Origin of the sequence: Vibrio sp. SSH13-20, from assembly GCF_040104475.1 — a bacterium.
Taxonomy (GTDB): domain Bacteria; phylum Pseudomonadota; class Gammaproteobacteria; order Enterobacterales; family Vibrionaceae; genus Vibrio; species Vibrio harveyi.
Window position 1 is genome coordinate 648848 of sequence record NZ_JBECOU010000004.1, and the last position, 19400, is coordinate 668247.

Here is a 19400-nt window from a genome sequence, read left to right on the forward strand (position 1 = left end):
CGTTGGGCGAGCGAGTATATCGAAAGGTCGGCTTTGCACCCAAGTAGCCTTGGAATCTTAGCTTATCAAGAATGGCTTTTGCTGCTAGCGTTCATTTCGTCTTGCTTTAACACCATTTTTTGACTCATCAGATATTTGCCATTGGGTAGTAACACTTCTCCTAGCTCACCACCATGTTCGAAGCCAAATTGTTCATACAAAGCAATCGCTGCTTGGTTGGTCTTATAAACATTGAGAACAATGGTATCATAACCATACTTCCAACCACTTTGAATGGCGGTTGCTAGAAGTTTTGTTCCTAGTCCTTGGTTGCGATAATGACGATCAATGTGAATGCCAAGAATACCAGTTTTCGCAAACTCTCCACCTTCATAACCGCACATTTCGGCAGGGAAGATCTCAATACTTCCCACTAATTGCCTCCCATCAAAGGCGACAAACTGAGGGATGGATTCTTTTTCTACTCGCGTGATCACATCACTCAACATTGTTCGGTCAGGCGCAGGAGATCGTAAATACTCGCCTTCTTCATATACACGGTTCCAGAGCGCAATAAAATGGTCGATATCGTTGAGAGTAATCGGTCTGATCTGCATTCATCTTCCTTGATTAGTGCATTAAGTGTAGTTGGTTAAACGAGAGTTCCAGTAAAGCCTTGTTGGTTAGCCTAGCATCAGCTCCGATAAACAATGCACTTGAGACGGAATAGGCTTACTTGGAACAGGAAGGTTTTTAGGATTGAACCAAATGACGTTTAGCCCTGCATCCATTGCGGGATAAATGTCTTTTTCTGGTAAGTCTCCCACCATAGTGAGCTGGCTGGGTACTACGTTTAATTGCTCAGCGACCGCGAGATAGAAGCTAGGTTGATTTTTCGCAATACCAAGATTGGCAAAACAAAAGTAACCACTGATGTATTGGTCCAGTCCGACTCGCTGAAATGCCTTTTGCACGTCCTCCATTGCGGAGTCTGATGCACTGGTAGCGATATAAACTCTATGCTGCTGTGACAGTTTTTCTAGCGTTTCTCTGGCGAGAGGCATGGTCTCGACGTGTTCCCAATCGCACATTTTTCCTTGTACGTGAGGGAAATCTACCATTAAGGTGTTCCCCCAATCGAAAAGATAAATCATGTTCGAATCTCCATTATACCTAAGTAACCTCGAGATGCTTGGTTCAGCGAGAATGACTCGGTTTGTAGACGCGGAGGCGATTAAAGATCTAGTCACTCTAAATCAAGAATCGGCAACAAAGTATACAAGCCAAGGCCCTTACTATTTGTAACCTTACTATTTGTAAAGAGTGCCCTTCGGGAGCGTGTCATTGACTCGCTTTTTTAATTAAACCAATGGCTGCGTCAAACAACTTGAAAATAGCTGGCTATTACACTGCGTTATTTTCCTTGCTCTCGAATCAATGACAACGCTCTGAATCCCGCATCTTGAAGTCACTTGGGTATATCCGTACATCATATCGTCTTTTCAAAAAGGGGGAGGAAGGTGCCAGAAAGAATTGCGATTCAGGTTAGCTTTAATAGTAAATTTCGCTTAAATGCCGTGATCGTTACAAACATTTCAACATGATGCGCGAGCTCGTCGTAAAGTTGAGTTTGTCATAAAACTGCTGAGCAGCTTGGTTAAACTCCATTACTTCCAGCCTAATTTGAACGGCTCCTGACTCAATGGCCCATTGCTCTACTTGATTCATGAGTAGACTTCCCACTCCATTTGATTTCCGATTTTCATCCACAACTATGGTTCCGATACGGCAGATTGGGTCTTTGATCAGAAAACTAATGGTTTCATTCTGCGTAATGCTTGCGGTCACAAAACCGATCGCTTGTTGGTTTTCTTCAGCAATTAGAATTAAACGTTCCTTATCTTCCAGAGCATTGGCAAGAAATTGTTTGTCTTGCTCCGAGGGGGCGACAAAGGCTTCAGGAGCATTGAGATGGTGAAGTTCACTGATCTGTTTGTTTAACACAAATAGTGCATCAAGATCTTTGGGTGTAGCTCGTCTTATTTCCATGATTGTTCCTTAATTTCCGCCAGCAAGATCGATAAAGGAGCCGGTGACATACGAGGCTTCATCACTCAGTAACCAAGCAATGGCATTGGCAACTTCGTCCACAGTACCACCTCGTTTGAGAGGGATTTTTTCGCTGAGTCTGTCGACGCGATTGGGTTCTCCGCCGTCGGCATGGATGTCAGTGTAGATACAGCCGGGGCGAACACCATTAACGCGAATATTTTGCACAGCCAATTCCAAAGACAACCCTTTAGTGAGAGAGTCCATTGCTCCTTTTGATGCTGCATAATCAATATATTCGAATGGCGCACCAGAGCGAGATGCGGCAGAGGAGACATTAACAATGGCACTGCCAGATTCAAATCGTTTCGCCGCTTCTCGACAGCAGAGAAAGCAGCTAGTGACGTTAGCATTCATCACGCTTTGGAAACGCTCAAGACTCATGTCGGTAAGGCGAGATTGAGTGAATAAGATTCCAACATTGTTGACGAGGTGAGTGACTTTACCAAGCGCTTGTTCAGTTTGTTCAAACAATGAGAGTACCTGCTGCTCATTGGAAACATCCGCTTGAATAGCGATTGCGTTACCGCCATTTTCTTCTATTTCGTTGACAACTTGTGTGGCAGCGTCAGTCTGCGTACGATAGTTTACGCACACAGAATAACCTTGTGCTGCCAATCGCTTAGCAGTTGCTGCACCAATGCCTCGGCTGGCTCCGGTGATGATGACTACTTTCTGCATAACATATCCTTGTTTTTGTAGTTAATATTATTTTTGTAATGAATAGAGCCTATCAGCGTACTTTTTCCCACCGATTTCATAGGCTTCAGGGATGATTTCAGTAAGTTTAAATCCGCACTTTTCCAGTACTCGCTCAGAGCCAATGTTACCTTCCGTCACGGTGGCAGAAAACTCAGAGATATTGTGCTGGTTAAATGCCCAATCAATTACACCCGCAAGAGATTCGGTACCAAATTGTTTACCGTAAAACTCTGGCAACAACAAATATCCGACCTCAGCAATCCCATTTTGCAGTACAAAGCCAGTGATACCGATTGGCTGTGAACTGTGTTTTTCATAAATCACCAAACATAACCAATGTTCACTTTGGGGAGTCCATATTGGCAGACGCGATTCAAATTTCTGTCTCATGTCAGCTTCTGTTGGCGGATCAAAACAAAGAGCAATGATTTCTGGATCACTGGATAGACGTCGATAGAGATCCCAATTGTCCTGAGTGAGCGGTTTTAGCTCGGTTCTTGGGGTAGAAATAGATTGAGATAGCACGTGCGATTCGCCTCCATGTGATCGAGTTTTCATATTTCACACAAACATATCAAAAGTGCTTTGATAAACAACATCTATCGTTATGGCGAATACGTGTGGTCAAGAAAGATTTTTTTAAAAAATGGAATATGGTAAGGAGCCTCTCAATAACGAAAAATAAGTCACCACATAGAGAATAGGCATGACTCAGATCAAGTCGAAATTACTACTAAAGGGGTAAATATGCGACAAAGCATGTAACTTTGTGAGTATTTATTTCTAATTATGTCAATTAAAAAACGTTATATCGCCGCAATGGTGGCAGTGGGTATTGGTGTGGGCTGGCTAACTTTAGGCGGCACCGCAGCAGTGATGCATTACACATCGGACACTGAGTTTTGTCTTTCTTGTCACTCTATGGAAATTCCATACAAAGAGTATCAAGGCTCAGTGCATTTCAGTAACGCTAAAGGTATTCGAGCTGAGTGTTCAGACTGTCATATTCCGAAAGAGCCAATGGATTACTTGATCACTAAGATCCGTGCCTCAAAAGACATTTACCACGAGTTTGTGACTGGCAAGATCGATACGCCTGAGAAGTACGAAGCACATCGTACTGAACTTGCTGAGATGGTTTGGGCGCAGTTCCGAGCAAATGATTCGGCAACCTGTCGCTCTTGCCACGATTTCGATGCAATGGAAGAGTTCGAGCAATCACGTGACGCGGCGAAGATGCACGCTTACGGTAAAGCGAATGACCAAACGTGTATCGACTGTCACAAAGGTGTAGCGCACTTTGCTCCAGAAGCGGAACTTGATAGCAAAGCGTTTGAAACACTGATGAGCTTCACAACCAAGACAGCAGCAGATGCGAAAGTGGTTTATCCAGTGACGTCTATCAGCATGGGCGACTTTGGTACGGTGAATCCAACAACCAAGCTGGACGTTGTGAAAGCTGAGGGAGACAACCGCACGGTTAAGATCAACGCATTCCAAATGAAAGGTGCAGAACAAGTGCTTTACATGGGTGAAGGTCAACGCGCGATTGTCGCAACACTATCTGAACAAGGTCAACAAGCAGTTGAAGCTGGTGAGTTCAAGGCAGATGTATATGGCAACGAGTGGCGCCCTGTCACTCTAACGGCAACGATTGATTCTCCAGTCGTTGATACGCTAGAGCCAGTTTGGTCATACGCGGAAGAGTTGGACAACGTTTACTGTGCAACTTGCCACGCGAAAATTCCTTCAAATCACTTTACTGTGAACGCATGGGGACCTGTAGCGAAGAGTATGGGTGATCGCACTGATATTTCAGCAGAAAACCTAGAAATTTTGACTAAGTTCTTCCAGCACCACGCGAAAGATGTGGTTGGTCACTAATAGATAAATAGAAGGATAAGAGTATGACTAATTTAACTCGTCGTGGATTTCTAAAAGGCACTGGTCTAACTGCTGGTGCTCTAGCTTTCACTTCATTGACGCCAATGAGCGCGCTAGCGTCCGATAAGCGTGGTTCAGGTGTACTCACAGCGGGTCGCATGGGTCCAATGCTATGTGAAGTGAAAGACGGTAAGCTGATTTCTACCACGAACGCATTGCCACAAACGGTACCGAACAGTCTTCAAACTACGGGACCTGACCAAGTTCATACTAAAGCTCGTGTTAAGTACCCAATGGTACGTAAAGGCTATTTGGCAAACCCATCTGCGCCAGAGGGTGTGCGCGGTAGTGATGAATTCGTTCGCGTGTCTTGGGATGAAGTTTACAAACTGATTCACGAACAACACATGCGCATTCGCAAAGAGCATGGTGCTGAATCGGTGTTTGCTGGTTCTTATGGTTGGCGTTCAAGTGGCGTATTGCACAAAGCGCAAACGCTTCTACAGCGCTATATGAGCATGGCAGGCGGTTATTCAGGTCACCTTGGTGACTACTCTACAGGTGCAGCGCAGGTGATCATGCCGCACGTGGTAGGTTCTATTGAAGTATACGAACAGCAAACCACTTACCCTGTGGTTCTTGAGCACAGTGACGTTGTGGTGCTTTGGGGGCTTAACCCAATCAATACCCTAAAAATCGCTTGGAGCTCAACAGACTGTGCGGGTCTTGAGTTCTTCCATCAGCTTAAGAAGTCAGGTAAGACGGTTATCGCTATCGACCCAATGCGTTCAGAAACCATCGAGTTCTTCGGCGAAAACGCAGAATGGATCGCTCCGCATCCTATGACGGATGTGGCAATGATGATGGGTATCGCGCATACGCTTGTGAAACAAGGCAAGCACGACAAAGAATTTTTAGCGAAATACACCACAGGCTACGACGTATTCGAAGCTTACCTAATGGGTAAAGAAGACGGCGTTGAGAAATCTGCAGAGTGGGCATCTAAGATTTGTGGCGTGCCAGTTAAGCAACTTGAGCTGCTTGCAGACATCTTCAGCAAAAACCGCACAATGCTGATGGCGGGCTGGGGTATGCAGCGCCAACAATACGGAGAGCAACGCCACTGGATGCTAGTGACGCTAGCCACTATGCTGGGTCAAATTGGTTTACCGGGTGGTGGTTTTGGCTTCTCTTACCATTACTCAAACGGTGGTAACCCTGCACGTGATGCGGGTGTGCTTCCTGCGATTTCAGCATCACTAGGTGGCGGATCTTCTGCGGGTAACGATTGGGCGGTTTCTGGCTCTGTTAATGCGTTCCCAGTAGCACGTATTGTTGAAGCGTTAGAAAACCCAGGAATGAGCTACCATCATAATGGTCATGACTTAACGTTCCCTGAGATCAAGATGATTTGGTGGGCAGGCGGTGCGAACTTTACTCACCACCAAGATACCAACCGTTTGATCAAAGCGTGGCAAAAACCAGAGCTTATCGTTATCTCTGAACCATACTGGACAGCGGCAGCGAAGCACGCGGATATTGTTCTACCTATCACCACATCGTTTGAGCGTAACGATATGACCATGACAGGTGACTACAGTAACCAACACCTAGTACCAATGAAGCAAGTGGTAGAGCCTCAAGGTGAAGCTCGTAACGACTTTGATGTATTTGCGGACATGGCAGAATTGCTTGCTCCGGGTGGACGTGATGTCTACACCGAAGGCAAAACGGAAATGGAATGGCTGTATGGCTTCTATAAAGCAGCACAGCAAGGCGGTCGTGGTCAACGCATCGCAATGCCAAACTTCAGTAAATTCTGGGAAGATAATCAGTTGATCGAAATGAAGTGGAACGAGAAAAACGCGCAGTTTGTACGTTACGCTGAATTCCGTGAAAACCCAATCATGAGCCCACTAGGTACGCCAAGTGGTAAGTTCGAGATCTTCTCTAAGACAATTGAAGGCTACCAATTAGAAGACTGTCCTCCACACCCAACTTGGATGGAGCCAACAGAATACACGGGCAATGCCACTGATGGTGAGCTTCAGCTAATGACGGCGCACGCCGCGCATCGTCTGCACAGCCAGTTCAACTATGCGAAGATTCGTGAAGAGTACGCGATTGCTGATCGTGAGCCGATTTCTATCCACCCAGAAGATGCAAAAGCGCGAGGTATTAAGACCGGTGATCTTGTTCGTGCCTTTAATGGTCGCGGTCAAGTTCTGGTGGGGGCATTGGTTACTGATGGCATCAAGCAAGGTTCTGTTTGTATTCACGAAGGTGGTTGGCCAGATCTAGATCCGAAAACAGGCATCTGTAAAAACGGTGGTTGTAATGTTCTAACGCTAGATATTCCGACTTCTCGTCTTGCGAACGGTTGTGCGGCAAACTCTGCGTTGGTTCGTATCGAGAAATACGAAGGACCAATCCTTGAGCTAACGGCATTTACACCACCTAAGAATGCTTAGTCTCAGTTTAGAATCCAATGTTTAAAATGAACGAAGCCAGCAAGTTGCTGGCTTCTTTTTATCTATTTTTTAAGACTTTTACTTGGTTGCTAAGGCAACGAAAGGCGCTTTTTTTGTAATTTGAAACGTAGGCAGTAAGGTAAATACCACAGCGACAAACACCACTGAACCAATCAAATCCTCAATTCTGTGCATGCCTAGCCACAAACGGCTGTACGCTACGCCCAAAGCCCACACCCACAAAGTTGCAGCAGAAAAATAGCACTTATTTTGCAAAAATAACCCACCGAAGAAGGCTAAACAGATTGAAACGAAAATCGTATGACCAGATGGGAAAGAGTAATCTTTTTCACCTTGCCAGTGGCGAGTGCGCCATTCGCTGACTTTCTCAGAAATCTGCCCAATCACATTCGCTTGCTGAGCGGTTTCTAGTTGATAAAACGCTTCTGGATGTTCAATTAATTGCTCTGCAGCAAGCAACTCGGTGTAGGGACGTGGGCTTTCTGTCATTAGCTTCAAGCCTGTTTTGCTGGCAAAACCAATCACCAGTAGCAACCCCAGCATCGACAGTTTTTGCATCCAGTCGGTGCGAGATGGTTTAAAGCGGTAAAGGGACAGCACCAACAACGTCAAGGTAATTAAAAAGCCTTTGCTGCCTGCAGAGTCTGTCAGCAAGGTGAATAGGATGCCAGTACCATCAGAAACGTGAGAAGTAAGATCGTGGAACGAGGCAAACAGCGAAAGCGGGATGATGCCAAGAATGAACAAGGCGAGCATCATCAAACCATATTTTTTTGTTTTCATGAAAAGTCATACAGCAGTCGAAAATAGGCGGCTATCTTACGACAATTGATGTGAAAAACTTATCAACGCTCTGTCAATTCGAGTGTGAAAGTGACATTGCAGGTCTTCGCTGTGAAAGTAGGGACTTTTGAAAGTTTTGAGAGGTGAACGCGCTCATCCATAAGCGCTTTGCTCTGGAGTGAGCAAGGTTAGCTCATCAAACCCAATAGGTACTCCGATGCGGCTTTTGGATCTTCAGCGTGGCAAATTGCTGAAACCAAAGCCAAGCCATGAACACCAGTGGCGCTAAGCTGCGGAATGTTACTTTCATTAATACCACCAATAGCAACAATCGGTAACGAAGTGGTCACTAACGCCATTTTCAAACCATCAATACCCCAATGTTTTTTGGTGTTGGTTTTGGTTGGCGTCGCGAAGATCGCACTCAAACCGATGTAATCAATCGGCAGAGAGTCGGCTTCTGCAAGCTGCTCTTCATTTTCGATAGATAAACCGAGAATTTTGTTTGGTCCAATCAACTCACGAGCAATGATTGCTGGCATGTCTGATTGCCCGAGGTGGACCCCATCAGCATCGACAGCCAGTGCGACATCTACGCGGTCATTGATGATCAAAGGCACATCGGTATCTTTAAGGATGTCTTTGACGGCTTGAGCTCGTTCGATAAACGCACGCACATCACCGTGTTTTTCGCGGACTTGTACCATAGTCACGCCACCTTCCACCGCTTTTCTCACAACACGCTTTAGTGTGGCTAAATCTTGTTGGTCATCGGTGACCAAATATAAACGATAGGCGTTCATTGGGTTTCCTTTAAGCCTCTCATTGAAAGAGGGTTGAGAGGCTAGTGTTAAAAGAGATAAAAGCTTATTGCACGTGCAGTTTGAGGCGCTTCGCCAATGTTTCTTCATCCAACTGGTAAAGCTCATCCAACAGGTTCATTTGCAGGCTACCTGGACCACGAGCTTGTTCCGCTGCAATCTCGCCAACAACACCCAGTACCGCTGCTGCTGCGAGACCAGTGTCATCACCAGCGGCAGCAAAAGCGCCCGTTAGTGCCGTGAGCGTACAGCCCATTCCTGTTACGTATGGCATCATCTCGTGACCATTGTTCAGTTGCACGGTTTGCCCTTTCGTGACGATGTAATCGGTCTCGCCAGAAATCACCACGCTTGCATCAAACTCTGTGACTAAGAAGTTGGCTGCACCAAGTGCCGCGTCGCTGCTGTCTAACGCATCGACGCCTTTGCTTTGTGCTTGCTCGCCAGCAAGAGCAATGATTTCTGAGGCGTTACCACGAATGATGAGTTTGTCTGCAAGGCGTGCGATCTCACGTGATGTCTCTGTACGTAGTGAGCTTGCTCCGCAACCGACAGGGTCGAGTACAACGATTTTACCATTGGCATTGGCTTGTTCTACGGCATAGCTCATACGCGGTGTCCAGACGCTGTCTAGGGTTCCAATGTTGATAACCAATGCGCCAGCGAACGACATCATCTCTGCCATTTCCTGCTTGGAGTGCGCCATGATTGGAGAAGCGCCGATAGCCAATAGCGCGTTTGCCGTGTTGTTCATCACCACGTAGTTAGTGATGTTAACGACTAATGGCTTTTGCTGGCGTACTGCGGTTAATGCTTGGGTGATTTGTTCAATTAACATGAGACTCTCCGATTAATCTTGCTGAGCATTCAGACCTTGTTGCCAGAATGCTACTTCCATACGCGTTGCAGTTTTGAATACCTGAATCAGGTTTTGACCACGCTGGCTATTGATATCAATTTCTGCCAATAACTGGTTAAAGTGTTCTGCACCTTTTGCGACACCAGATTGGAACTCCTCACCACCGTAGAGATTAATCCAACTTGCGTATGGATTGCCTTCGATTACTGTCTTTTCATCTCCAATCAGCATCTTACCGATAACGGCATAACCGATAGAGCATGGCGCTAGTGCCGCGTATAGATCAACAAGATCGCCCGTCATGCCGGCATCCAATACGTAGCGGGTGTAAGCCACAGTGCCGAAATCTTCTGGCTCGTTTTCTAAGTCGGATTCCGTCAGCCCCCATTGCTCACAGTAAGTCACGTGGTGGGCGATTTCAGAATCGAGCAATGCATGTACGCTTGGGAGAGCGCGGCGCATGTCATCCAAAGTACGCGCTTTGTAGATCGCTAATGCGTAAGCTCGTGCGTACTGCTTTAGGAACAGAAAATCCTGCTTTAGATAGTGCAGAAAACAAGGCTGAGCCAGAGTGCCTTGCGCCAATTGCTGCACGAAAGCATGCTCAGTGTATTCTTGCCAATCTTGGTGGCAAGCGTCGATCAAGTCTTGGTATTTCATTATGGATATCTCGTTATCAAAAGACCTTAGGCTTTGAGCCTAAGGTCAGTAGAATTAGTCAAAGCTCGGTACGTAATCTTTCGCTTTTGGCTGTGTCTCGATGATTTTTTGTGAATACATGAATTCGGCATAATCATCGTAGCGTTTCAGATCTACTGCAGATGGACGAAGAGCGAAACGAGTTAGCGTGTCATTCCAAGCGCGTTGGTTAAGCTCGTTGTTGAGGGTGTCTGGTGAATAAGCCACAAACTCTTTCCAAGATTCTTTTGGATGGTTAACGATGTAAGTGGTCGCTTGCTCCAGTGCTTTGTTGAATGCCTTGATGGCTTCTTTGTCGTAGGTTTTTGCATTGGCTACGAAGACTAACTCGTCATACGCTGGCACGCCGTGTTCTTCAGGGAAGAAGGCTTTAGCTTTATAACCTTCTAGTGCCAGTTGGTTGGTTTCGAAGTTACGTAGACCGCCCCAAATCGCATCCACCTTGCCAGACGCAAGAGACGAAGATAGCGCCCAACCTACGTTGATGATTTGTACGTCAGAAAACTTCACATTCTCTTGAGCTAACATAGTGCCGATTGTTGCTTCTTCGTTGCCTGCGATCGCAATACCGATCTTCTTACCTTTTAAGTCGCCAAGGTTTTCATTCTTACCGTTATCCAACACCATCAGAGTGTTGAGTGGCGTAGCAATCAAAGTCGCAGAGCGGATTAGTGGCAAACCAGCTGCGACATCGATAGTTAGGCTCGGTTGGTATGAAATCGCCATGTCGACCTTGCCAGCAGCGACCAACTTAGGTGGTGTACTTGGATCTGCAGGCTCTTGAATGTTGACCTTCAAACCTTGTTCTTTGAAGTAACCGCGCTCTTTGGCAATCACGATAGGACCATGGTTTGGATTGACGAACCAATCCAACATCAGTGTCATCTCTTTTTCAGCGGCAAGGACGTTGGTTGATACCACTGAAGCGAGTAGAGCAGCAGCGCTCATAAGTTTGTTTTTATTCACGGGGTTCTTCCTTTTCTTTCCCAATTTCCTTTGGTTATTTTCGGCAATTACTTGCTTTCCCAAGGGATGGCTTTTTTCAATAATTTATCGGTGATGAAGTAGAGTGCGATAGACAGCACGGCGAGGATAAACAGCGCCGCAAACATCTCATCAATGATCATGCGAGCGTTAGCTTGGAGCATCAGATAACCCAAGCCTTCACTTGAACCTACCCACTCACCGACCACTGCTCCAATTGGCGCAATAACGACGGCAACACGAATACCTGAGGCTAAAGTTGGTAGTGCGGCTGGCAATTGAATATGACGAAGTAGCTGCCATTTAGACGCGCCCATGGTCTTGGCAAGATCGAGGTAACCTGTTGGTGTATTGCGTAAGCCGTCGTAGCAACATGTCGTGACGGGGAAAAAGATGATGATCGCCGCCATAACAACTTTTGAAGCAATGCCGTAACCGAGCCAAAGCATGAGCACTGGCGCGATGGCGAACACAGGGATCGCTTGGCTAGCAATCAGAATTGGCAGTAACCAACGCTTCAGCGGCTCGAACATCAGCATTTGCAATGCGAACAGCAAACCCATCGATAATCCAAGCGCCAAGCCAAGTAAGATCTCTTGCGCGGTGACCCAAGTATGTTTGAGTAGGACATCGTAACGAGTGACCAATCTATCCAGCACTTCAATTGGTGAAGGTAAGATGAAGCTTGGCATATCGAATATCACCACGACCAACTGCCACAATCCCAAGATCACCGCAGTGCTTATGACCAAGCGCAGAGCCGGATGGGTCACGCGTTCTTTTTTATTAATACGTGCCGAAACGGAGTTGTACTGAGTCATATCACTCATAGTCTTTCTCCAATTGATCCAAAATCGCCTGTTGTAGCGCTGCGCACTCTCCATCGAGAACTCGTGGCGGCTTGGAGTCTGGAACGACTAAGTGCTGAGCTTGCGCAGGTGTGCCTTGCAACACATAGAGTTGGTGCGCTAATCGCACCGCTTCTTGCGGGTCGTGGGTAATAAGAACGACCGTCTTATCTTTCAATAATTCGGCAGACAAGGTTTGCAATTTATGGCGAGTAACCGCGTCCAACGCAGAGAAAGGCTCATCCATCAAAACCAAAGGTTTGTCTTGCATCAGAGTACGAGCAAGGGCAACACGTTGTCTCATGCCGCCAGATAGTTGAGCTGGCTTAGCATCCGCGTAATCGGCGAGTCCCACTTGGCTGAGTAAAGTCAGTGCACGTTGTTTATTTTGTTCTGGTGCTTGATCTTGAGAAAATCGAGAACTTAGGCAGACGTTGTCTAACACATTTAACCACGGCAGCAACAAGTCTTGCTGCGCCATGTAGGCAATACGCTTGTGTAAGGTGATGCCATCCGTGGTCGTTAACTCGCCATGCCATTCGACTTTGTCGTCTAACAAACCCGCTAGATAACGAAGGATCGTCGTTTTTCCGCAACCACTGCGACCAAGTAACACCGTCCATTGATTGGCAGGGATGGTCATACTCAACCCTGCTAATGTTGGTGTTTGGCTGTCTTTGTATTGCAGACTTGCTTCGGTAAGCTGAATGCCGAGTGCATTAGCGCACATGCGTGTGACCTGTAAAAAAATGGTTCACAGGACCATGACCTTTACCGACATCCAATTCGTCAGCGTGTGCGATAGCTTGGCTGATGTACTGCTTACCTAGGTGCACCGCTTTGTGCAGGTTGTTGCCTTGACCAAGGTAAGACGCGATAGCAGAAGACAGCGTGCAGCCTGTGCCATGGGTGTTTTTGGTTGGAAAGCGTTTAGCGCTAATTAACTCGGCATTGTCTTGCATGATCAGCAGATCGTTGCTGTTTTCGTCTTTTTCCAGATGACCGCCTTTTAACAGCACCGCTTTTGCCCCTAATGCGCGCAAGTCAGCAATCATATCGTTCATTTCAGATTCTGATTGAGGAACTGGTTTACCTGTCAATGCAGCACCTTCAGGTAGGTTAGGGGTAATGATGTCTGCGAGCGGAATCAATTCTTCTTTTAAAGTGCTGATTGCCGACTGTTCCAGTAATAGATCGCCGCTGGTGGCCACCATAACAGGGTCAATCACGAGGTGTTTTGGCTGGTATTGTTTAATTTTGTCTGCAACGACTTTGATGATATTGGAATCGGCCAGCATGCCCACTTTAACTGCAACGATGTTGAGGTCGGTAAATACCGCATCAAGTTGGCTCTCTACATGGTCGAGAGGGATTGGGAAAATCGCAGAAACGCCTTGGGTATTTTGCGAAGTAATCGCCGTGATTACCGAGCAAGCAAAACTGCCGGTTGCGGACATCGCTTTTATGTCGGCTTGAATGCCTGCGCCGCCACCGCTATCAGAACCTGCAATCGTTAACACAATCGGTGTGTCTGTTGAAGTTGCTGCTTGCGGCTGTGTTGATGGTTTTTCTTGGCTTGACTGCTGCGCCATGGTCGCTCCTATTACAAGACGTACAGGAACTGACTTGGCCAAGCAAGGGAAGATCGGTGATCGGATCCATTGGGATAGCTGCACTGGTAGAGACTCAAGGCAAGCTAGTGGCAAAGTGATGATAGTTCCCTACGTCAGTGCTAACTGAATCAGGTTCAACGGGTCTCGAATTTCGATCTCAGCCGATGCATTCACTGCATGGGCCCCCCGACTATTTCGTCAAGATAATAGCAGTTCACTCAGTTACGGTGCACGTGTTTTTTTATGGCTAGAGAGAGTCATCATTTAAATATGAGAACTGGATTCTCTTCGTAATTAGAGCCCCAGCGTTGTTAACTGCGCTCGCTCGCTCAATCACATAGGCTAACTATGCTCATGGGACTCTTTCGCTTGTTGCCTAGCTTGAACCCTAATTATTTTGCGAATCCAACAGCAATGTGGTGGCAGAATTTAGTGTAAATAACGTGCTGCATTGAAACTGGCAGTTCAAGACACTATCTAATAGTGAGATGTCGACATAATACGTAACGATTCGTTCTTTGATTTAGCAAGGATTAGCATAAAACAAGGTTAAAAAAGTGTTAATATTTAACGCGTTGCCAATATCCTTTTGAGTCATCCAATTTAGGTTATGACTGTTATAAACAGAGTCTAACTCAAAGGTGGGGAAGGCTAGGACGATCAATGAGCAAGGAGATTTCATGCTTAATTCTGTAACAGCGAAAGCGGTGATCGATCATGCCCTCTTTTTAGGGGCTGATTTCGCTGAGCTATTCGTTGAACACCATCAAACCAACACTGTCCAGATCGCATCTGGTGAGGTGGACAAGGTGAACTCGGGTATCGATTTTGGTATCGGTATTCGTCTCTTCTTCGGTCATAAAGTGCTTTACGGTTACACCAACAGCACCGATGAAGCCGAGCTTAAATGCGTAACCTCACTGCTTGCAGCAAAAGACAAGCGTGAGCAAATCGTGTCAGCAGGTTCTCTCAATCTGAACCGCTACCCAATTCAACATGGTTGTCGTATGCCACTTGGCAAAGACGCTAACCTAGATTCTAAAATTGCTTTCTTATTGCAAGTTGACCAAGCCGCACGCGCAGAGAGTGAACATATCAGCCAGTTCATCGGCAGCGTGCTTCAGCGCGAACAGCAAGTGTCTATCTTCAACTCAGAAGGTCTACACGTTGACGATACTCGCCACTACATCCGAGTTGCTGGTAATACCGTCGCTCAAAAAGGTAATGAGCAGTCTTCAGGTATGGAAGGTCCTGGCGCTCTTGCGGGTTGGGAATTCAGTGAACAGCTTGATGCCAAAGAGCTAGGTCAAACTATCGCGCAGCAAGCGTTGGTTAAACTTGGTGCGGATGCTTGTCCATCGGGTGAAATGCCGGTGGTGATTGGTAACGGCTTTGGTGGCGTTATCTTCCATGAAGCATGTGGTCACTTGTTAGAAACCACTTCAGTTGCGAAGAAAGCATCAGTCTTCCACGACAAGATGGGCGAAATGGTTGCTCACACCGCAGTGAATGCAGTCGATGATGGCACCATGACTAACGAATGGGGCTCGATTCATGTTGATGATGAAGGCATGAAGACTCAGCGCACTCAATTGATCAAAGACGGTAAGCTTACCAGCTTCATGGTCGATAAAATGGGGGGCATGAAGACAGGTTACGAACCTACGGGGTCTGGTCGTCGTCAAAACTACAAGTTCGCACCAACCTCGCGTATGCGTAACACCTTTATCGAAGAGGGCGAGCATTCACTTGATGACATGCTGGCAGGCATCGAACGTGGTATCTATGCGAAGAAGATGGGCGGTGGCTCGGTTCAACCGGGTACGGGTGAGTTTAACTTTGCTGTTCGTGAAGCTTATCTCATTGAAAATGGCAAAATCACCAAGCCTCTGAAAACAGCAACGCTGATCAGCACGGGTCCAAAAGTGTTGAAAGAAATCAGCATGGTCGGCAAAGACATGGCGCTTGCGCCGGGCATGTGTGGTTCCGTGAGTGGTTCAGTGCCAACAACAGTCGGTCAGCCAACGCTGAAAGTAGATAACATTCTGGTAGGAGGCGGTAACTAATGAGCCAAGAACAACAACTTCTTAATGCGGTTGATTACGTCCTATCAGAAGCAAAACGCCAAGGTGCAGAAGCGGACGTCATTGTAAACCGCAACAGCAGCTTTTCTTTGAAAGCGAACCAAGGAAAGCTGGATGAGTACAAAGTAAGCTCAAGCCAAGTTCTGGGTGTTCGTGTTGTGAAAGATGCGCGTGTTGCAACAAGCTATTCTGAGTCGTTAGAGCAACCAAGCTTAGATTTGATGCTGACCAACGCACTGCAAAGCGCTCGCTTTTCCAAGCAAGATGAACATCAGACGATTAGTTGCGTGAACAGCCAAATTGCGACTGATGTTGCTGAGATTTCACAAGAAGATACGACTTCTGTTGATGAAAAAATTGAACTGTCTCTCGCACTTGAGCAAGGCGTAGTCGCTCTACCTCACGCTTCTAGCGCACCTTACAATGGTTACAGCGATGGCGAAACACAACTAATCATTGCCAATACTCAAGGCACATTGTGTCAACACTTCGAGCGCTCGTTCACTTGTTACGCGTATACCTTGTTTGAAAAAGACGGCAAACAGTCAATGGCGGGGAGAATGTCACTTGGTCGCCGTTTTGATGAGTTGAATCCAGCTTACTGTATAGAAGGCGGTTACAACCTTGCTCGAGATCTTCTTGAAGGTGCACCGGTTGCGACGGGTAACTACCCTGCTATCTTCCATATCAATGCGCTAGCAAGTTTATTCGGTGCTTTCGGCAGTGCTTTCTCTGGCGTAAGCGCGATGAAAGGCATTACGCCACTGGGTGACAAGCTTGGTCAACGTGTTGCGAGTGATTTAATTAGCTTTACTGATACGGCTTACATGCCAAATGGTATGGCAATCGCAAGTTTTGATAGTGAAGGCTTTGCTACTCAAGACAATGTGATGATTGCTAATGGTGAGTTGAAAACCTTGCTACACAACAGCCAGACCGCAAGTTACTTGGGTGCAGTCTCGACAGCAAGTGCCGCTCGCGGTGCAAAATCGAGCCTAGAAGTATCAGCGAATCACAAAGTGATTGCGACAGGCAACAGTAGTGCGTCAGAAGTAAAAGCGGGTGAGTACCTAGAGTTAGTCGAACTGCAGGGTGTTCACTCTGGCGCGGATGCGGTGAGTGGTGATTTCTCGTTTGGTGCGAGTGGCTTCTTGTGCCGTGATGGTGAGCGCATTCAACCAGTGCGTGGTATCACTGTAGCGGGTAACTTCTACAAGATGCTGCAAGAAGTTGAGGCTGTGGGTGATACTCAGCTAATTAACGATAGCCGTACTTTCTTCTCGCCAGACGTTCGTTTTGCTCGTTTGAGCATTGGCGGTAAATAACTCCGGCATTCCTATAGAAACAAAAAGAGGACTCAATGGAGTCCTCTTTCTTTTAACTCGTGAGAATTAAAATTCGCGAATGTCTAACTCATTGTGGATCAATACCACACACTGAGAAGCGAACAGCATCTTAGGACCTAAGCTGATCTTCTCTGTGCCAAGGCGCTTTAAGCTGTTAAAAGACTTCTTCGGCATCGGAATATGGTCAGTTAGCAAGAAACATGGGTTTCCACCGATTTCTGCATCACGAACAAATTCGCCTTTTTTATCCAACATATATAGTTGGTGATCTTCTGCCAGTTCTTGCACTAGGCGTTCAAAGCTGACTGTACGAACGGTGATACCAGGTTCGACTTCACGAAGCTGCTCTTTACCCATACCAACCGAAGCGTCTAAAGCGCGAGCCACCGCTGCAATCAAAGTTGACTCATGGAAGCCGCCAATGTTGGTTATGTCGTTGGAGCGAATGGTAATGGTACGTGAGAAATCTTTTGTGCTTTCTAAAACCAAGTGCACAACCACATCTTCGCGGTGCGATTGAGCAACGAACATAGTGTTCATCATGGTATGAGCAAGAATCTCTGTATGCGCTTCATTACCAACACCTTCTAACAGTGCTTTGCTGGTGGTTGGCGCCGCGCGAGCTCGTAAAACAAAAGAGCGCATGAATTTAGCCTCTATATAGGAAGAGTGAATGCGCGGAAGTATATACCCAAGCAGGGAAGGGATGCGAGTTTAATAGCAAATGTGAACTTACTTACAAAGCTTCGATTGTCGTAAGGAGTGTGCTGGTTAGAATAGAGGCAACCTGTTAGGAGCGGTATATGGAAATCAAAAAAATAAACAAACAAGTCTATAGAAAGAAGGTCAACCTAGTGATTGGTGGCTTTGTTGCCTTGCTTGCGATCTCTTCTCTTGCTTTTAGTACTTTATTAATTATCTTGTTCGGTAATACAGATGTAGTACCTGAACAATCGACGGGGAACTTTCATTGGAACTTAATTGGTGTTGTGCTCGCCTTAGCCACTTCACTGTCTTTGTTGAACCAATTCAAAACACGCCCTTATATGGAAGAAGTGTTGTATGTCTGGAAACTCAAGCAACTGCACAACAAGATCTTTCGCAAACTGAAAAGCATTAAAGCCGCTTCTGTTGAGCACGATGTAAAAGCGCTGACGATACTTAAGTTCTACTATACGACTCAAAGTCAGGTGTTTGAGTTAGACAACAACACATTAACGATGAGCAGTGTAAATAAAGAATTAGAGGCAATTGAACAAATAGAAGCGGCGCAATCACTGGATCTGGATATCGCTAGCTTTGAAGAGTCTTGGATAGACACATATTGATTGCCTATTTGCTACTTGAAGTTAACAACTAAGTGCTAAAAATAAGCGTTTGAGTGAGATTTCATCACTCAACGCTTTTTTTTAAGTTTTTTTCTAAAAAAGGGTTGCCAAGAAAAATCATCTCCCTATAATGCGCCTCCGTTGTCAGGGCAAAGCGGAAACGCAAAAGCGGTTGGCAATGAGGCGAAAGAAAAAGCTTCTAAAAATTAATTTAAAAAAGTGTTTGACACTAAGAATTAATTCCTTAGAATACGCCTCCGCTTCGATAGCAAAGCTTACGAAGCAAGCTCTTTAACAATATAGACCTATCAATCTGTGTGGGCACTCGTTGATGATAATCCAATTAGAAATTTCTCTTAATAAAGAGCAGTTTCAAATTAGGTTTCAATGAAACGAAGTGACCAATCAAGTCTTCGGACTTGGCACAGTCAATTCATTATCGTTCTGTTGGAACGATAATAGCTTTAAAGTTACATTAGTAGTTTTGAAGTCAGTATTCATTGAGCCTCTCCCTATTTATTTAGGGAATCAAAAACTTTAAATTGAAGAGTTTGATCATGGCTCAGATTGAACGCTGGCGGCAGGCCTAACACATGCAAGTCGAGCGGAAACGAGTTATCTGAACCTTCGGGGAACGATAACGGCGTCGAGCGGCGGACGGGTGAGTAATGCCTAGGAAATTGCCCTGATGTGGGGGATAACCATTGGAAACGATGGCTAATACCGCATAATACCTTCGGGTCAAAGAGGGGGACCTTCGGGCCTCTCGCGTCAGGATATGCCTAGGTGGGATTAGCTAGTTGGTGAGGTAATGGCTCACCAAGGCGACGATCCCTAGCTGGTCTGAGAGGATGATCAGCCACACTGGA

At 46.2% G+C, this 19400-nt stretch carries 19 protein-coding genes, 1 rRNA gene and 1 riboswitch; of the genes, 6 read left to right on the plus strand and 14 right to left on the minus strand.

The window, feature by feature from the left end; translation table 11 throughout:
- Positions 1-65: 65 nt before the first annotated feature.
- From ABMY42_RS15015 to ABMY42_RS15035, 5 genes are all read right to left on the minus strand, one after another.
- Positions 66-596: a GNAT family N-acetyltransferase gene (locus tag ABMY42_RS15015; RefSeq protein ID WP_005449536.1), complete on the minus strand. Its 531-nt coding sequence runs from the start codon at positions 594-596 to the stop codon at positions 66-68.
- 66 nt (positions 597-662) lie between these two features.
- Positions 663-1133 carry an HAD family hydrolase gene (locus ABMY42_RS15020; protein ID WP_349266496.1) on the minus strand — a complete coding sequence of 157 codons (471 nt, stop codon included), beginning with the start codon at positions 1131-1133 and terminating at the stop codon, positions 663-665.
- 430 nt (positions 1134-1563) lie between these two features.
- Positions 1564-2028 (minus strand): GNAT family N-acetyltransferase, encoded by a 465-nt coding sequence (locus ABMY42_RS15025; RefSeq protein ID WP_349266497.1) that lies wholly within the window; start codon positions 2026-2028, stop codon positions 1564-1566.
- A 9-nt stretch (positions 2029-2037) separates the two neighbouring features.
- Positions 2038-2769 (minus strand): SDR family oxidoreductase, encoded by a 732-nt coding sequence (locus tag ABMY42_RS15030; RefSeq protein WP_239924473.1) that lies wholly within the window; start codon positions 2767-2769, stop codon positions 2038-2040.
- A 27-nt stretch (positions 2770-2796) separates the two neighbouring features.
- Positions 2797-3348, minus strand: coding sequence for a GNAT family N-acetyltransferase (locus ABMY42_RS15035; protein WP_017189892.1), 552 nt, complete (start codon positions 3346-3348; stop codon positions 2797-2799).
- Between the two features lie 231 nt (positions 3349-3579).
- Between ABMY42_RS15035 and ABMY42_RS15040 the strand changes: the two genes are divergently transcribed.
- Both ABMY42_RS15040 and ABMY42_RS15045 read left to right on the plus strand, forming a co-directional pair.
- Entirely contained in the window at positions 3580-4674 is a 1095-nt protein-coding gene (locus ABMY42_RS15040) for a NapC/NirT family cytochrome c (RefSeq protein WP_349266498.1), read from the plus strand.
- A 23-nt stretch (positions 4675-4697) separates the two neighbouring features.
- A complete protein-coding gene (locus ABMY42_RS15045; protein ID WP_069687974.1) occupies positions 4698-7145 on the plus strand; it encodes a molybdopterin guanine dinucleotide-containing S/N-oxide reductase in 2448 nt (815 codons plus the stop codon).
- Between the two features lie 78 nt (positions 7146-7223).
- Here the strand turns inward: ABMY42_RS15045 and ABMY42_RS15050 are convergent, their stop codons facing one another.
- The 8 genes from ABMY42_RS15050 to thiD all read right to left on the minus strand — a co-directional run bounded on the left by ABMY42_RS15050 (position 7224) and on the right by thiD (position 13752).
- Entirely contained in the window at positions 7224-7949 is a 726-nt protein-coding gene (locus ABMY42_RS15050; RefSeq protein ID WP_069217909.1) for a phosphatase PAP2 family protein, read from the minus strand.
- 188 nt (positions 7950-8137) lie between these two features.
- Entirely contained in the window at positions 8138-8752 is a 615-nt protein-coding gene (gene thiE, locus ABMY42_RS15055; RefSeq protein ID WP_050923891.1) for a thiamine phosphate synthase, read from the minus strand.
- A 64-nt stretch (positions 8753-8816) separates the two neighbouring features.
- Positions 8817-9608 carry a hydroxyethylthiazole kinase gene (gene thiM, locus ABMY42_RS15060; RefSeq protein ID WP_349266499.1) on the minus strand — a complete coding sequence of 264 codons (792 nt, stop codon included), beginning with the start codon at positions 9606-9608 and terminating at the stop codon, positions 8817-8819.
- 12 nt (positions 9609-9620) lie between these two features.
- Positions 9621-10289: a thiaminase II gene (gene tenA / locus ABMY42_RS15065; protein WP_009697281.1), complete on the minus strand. Its 669-nt coding sequence runs from the start codon at positions 10287-10289 to the stop codon at positions 9621-9623.
- A gap of 54 nt (positions 10290-10343) precedes the next feature.
- Positions 10344-11294, minus strand: a complete 951-nt coding sequence (locus ABMY42_RS15070) for an ABC transporter substrate-binding protein (protein WP_349266500.1) — start codon at positions 11292-11294, stop codon at positions 10344-10346.
- A gap of 47 nt (positions 11295-11341) precedes the next feature.
- On the minus strand, positions 11342-12142 hold the full coding sequence (locus ABMY42_RS15075; protein ID WP_005428301.1) for an ABC transporter permease: 801 nt from the start codon (positions 12140-12142) through the stop codon (positions 11342-11344).
- Positions 12135-12890 (minus strand): ABC transporter ATP-binding protein, encoded by a 756-nt coding sequence (locus ABMY42_RS15080; protein WP_017189900.1) that lies wholly within the window; start codon positions 12888-12890, stop codon positions 12135-12137. Before ABMY42_RS15080 ends, ABMY42_RS15075 begins: the two co-directional genes overlap by 8 nt.
- The gene (gene thiD, locus ABMY42_RS15085; RefSeq protein WP_029788742.1) at positions 12880-13752 is read right to left on the minus strand and encodes a bifunctional hydroxymethylpyrimidine kinase/phosphomethylpyrimidine kinase; all 873 of its coding nucleotides are present in this window, start codon (positions 13750-13752) and stop codon (positions 12880-12882) included. Before thiD ends, ABMY42_RS15080 begins: the two co-directional genes overlap by 11 nt.
- A 109-nt stretch (positions 13753-13861) precedes the next feature.
- A riboswitch (TPP riboswitch) is annotated at positions 13862-13972 on the minus strand.
- A gap of 481 nt (positions 13973-14453) precedes the next feature.
- On the opposite strand from thiD, the gene ABMY42_RS15090 reads away from it, so the two are divergent.
- On the plus strand, positions 14454-15839 hold the full coding sequence (locus tag ABMY42_RS15090) for a TldD/PmbA family protein (protein ID WP_349266501.1): 1386 nt from the start codon (positions 14454-14456) through the stop codon (positions 15837-15839).
- Complete coding sequence (locus ABMY42_RS15095; RefSeq protein WP_045485733.1) at positions 15839-17182, plus strand: TldD/PmbA family protein; 1344 nt, start codon at positions 15839-15841, stop codon at positions 17180-17182. Before ABMY42_RS15090 ends, ABMY42_RS15095 begins: the two co-directional genes overlap by 1 nt.
- A 66-nt stretch (positions 17183-17248) precedes the next feature.
- Here ABMY42_RS15095 and trmY read toward each other — a convergent pair whose 3' ends face one another.
- A complete protein-coding gene (trmY, locus tag ABMY42_RS15100; protein WP_005374282.1) occupies positions 17249-17848 on the minus strand; it encodes a tRNA (pseudouridine(54)-N(1))-methyltransferase TrmY in 600 nt (199 codons plus the stop codon).
- A gap of 158 nt (positions 17849-18006) precedes the next feature.
- On the opposite strand from trmY, the gene ABMY42_RS15105 reads away from it, so the two are divergent.
- Both ABMY42_RS15105 and ABMY42_RS15110 read left to right on the plus strand, forming a co-directional pair.
- On the plus strand, positions 18007-18531 hold the full coding sequence (locus ABMY42_RS15105) for a DUF3087 domain-containing protein (RefSeq protein ID WP_005449505.1): 525 nt from the start codon (positions 18007-18009) through the stop codon (positions 18529-18531).
- Between the two features lie 539 nt (positions 18532-19070).
- Positions 19071-19400 (plus strand): 16S ribosomal RNA (locus ABMY42_RS15110); the annotation flags it as partial.

Excerpts from the sequence above, each read along its gene's own strand:
- ABMY42_RS15075 (WP_005428301.1), bottom strand. The coding sequence starts at position 12,142 with ATGAGTGATATGACTCAGTACAACTCCGTTTCGGCACGTATTAATAAA.
- ABMY42_RS15040 (WP_349266498.1), top strand. The coding sequence starts at position 3,580 with ATGTCAATTAAAAAACGTTATATCGCCGCAATGGTGGCAGTGGGTATT.
- ABMY42_RS15090 (WP_349266501.1), top strand. The coding sequence starts at position 14,454 with ATGCTTAATTCTGTAACAGCGAAAGCGGTGATCGATCATGCCCTCTTT.
- ABMY42_RS15020 (WP_349266496.1), bottom strand. The coding sequence starts at position 1,133 with ATGATTTATCTTTTCGATTGGGGGAACACCTTAATGGTAGATTTCCCT.
- trmY (WP_005374282.1), bottom strand. The coding sequence starts at position 17,848 with ATGCGCTCTTTTGTTTTACGAGCTCGCGCGGCGCCAACCACCAGCAAA.
- ABMY42_RS15095 (WP_045485733.1), top strand. The coding sequence starts at position 15,839 with ATGAGCCAAGAACAACAACTTCTTAATGCGGTTGATTACGTCCTATCA.
- thiE (WP_050923891.1), bottom strand. The coding sequence starts at position 8,752 with ATGAACGCCTATCGTTTATATTTGGTCACCGATGACCAACAAGATTTA.
- thiM (WP_349266499.1), bottom strand. The coding sequence starts at position 9,608 with ATGTTAATTGAACAAATCACCCAAGCATTAACCGCAGTACGCCAGCAA.
- tenA (WP_009697281.1), bottom strand. The coding sequence starts at position 10,289 with ATGAAATACCAAGACTTGATCGACGCTTGCCACCAAGATTGGCAAGAA.
- ABMY42_RS15105 (WP_005449505.1), top strand. The coding sequence starts at position 18,007 with ATGGAAATCAAAAAAATAAACAAACAAGTCTATAGAAAGAAGGTCAAC.
- ABMY42_RS15025 (WP_349266497.1), bottom strand. The coding sequence starts at position 2,028 with ATGGAAATAAGACGAGCTACACCCAAAGATCTTGATGCACTATTTGTG.
- ABMY42_RS15015 (WP_005449536.1), bottom strand. The coding sequence starts at position 596 with ATGCAGATCAGACCGATTACTCTCAACGATATCGACCATTTTATTGCG.
- thiD (WP_029788742.1), bottom strand. The coding sequence starts at position 13,752 with ATGGCGCAGCAGTCAAGCCAAGAAAAACCATCAACACAGCCGCAAGCA.
- ABMY42_RS15080 (WP_017189900.1), bottom strand. The coding sequence starts at position 12,890 with ATGTGCGCTAATGCACTCGGCATTCAGCTTACCGAAGCAAGTCTGCAA.
- ABMY42_RS15050 (WP_069217909.1), bottom strand. The coding sequence starts at position 7,949 with ATGAAAACAAAAAAATATGGTTTGATGATGCTCGCCTTGTTCATTCTT.
- ABMY42_RS15035 (WP_017189892.1), bottom strand. The coding sequence starts at position 3,348 with ATGAAAACTCGATCACATGGAGGCGAATCGCACGTGCTATCTCAATCT.
- ABMY42_RS15045 (WP_069687974.1), top strand. The coding sequence starts at position 4,698 with ATGACTAATTTAACTCGTCGTGGATTTCTAAAAGGCACTGGTCTAACT.
- ABMY42_RS15030 (WP_239924473.1), bottom strand. The coding sequence starts at position 2,769 with ATGCAGAAAGTAGTCATCATCACCGGAGCCAGCCGAGGCATTGGTGCA.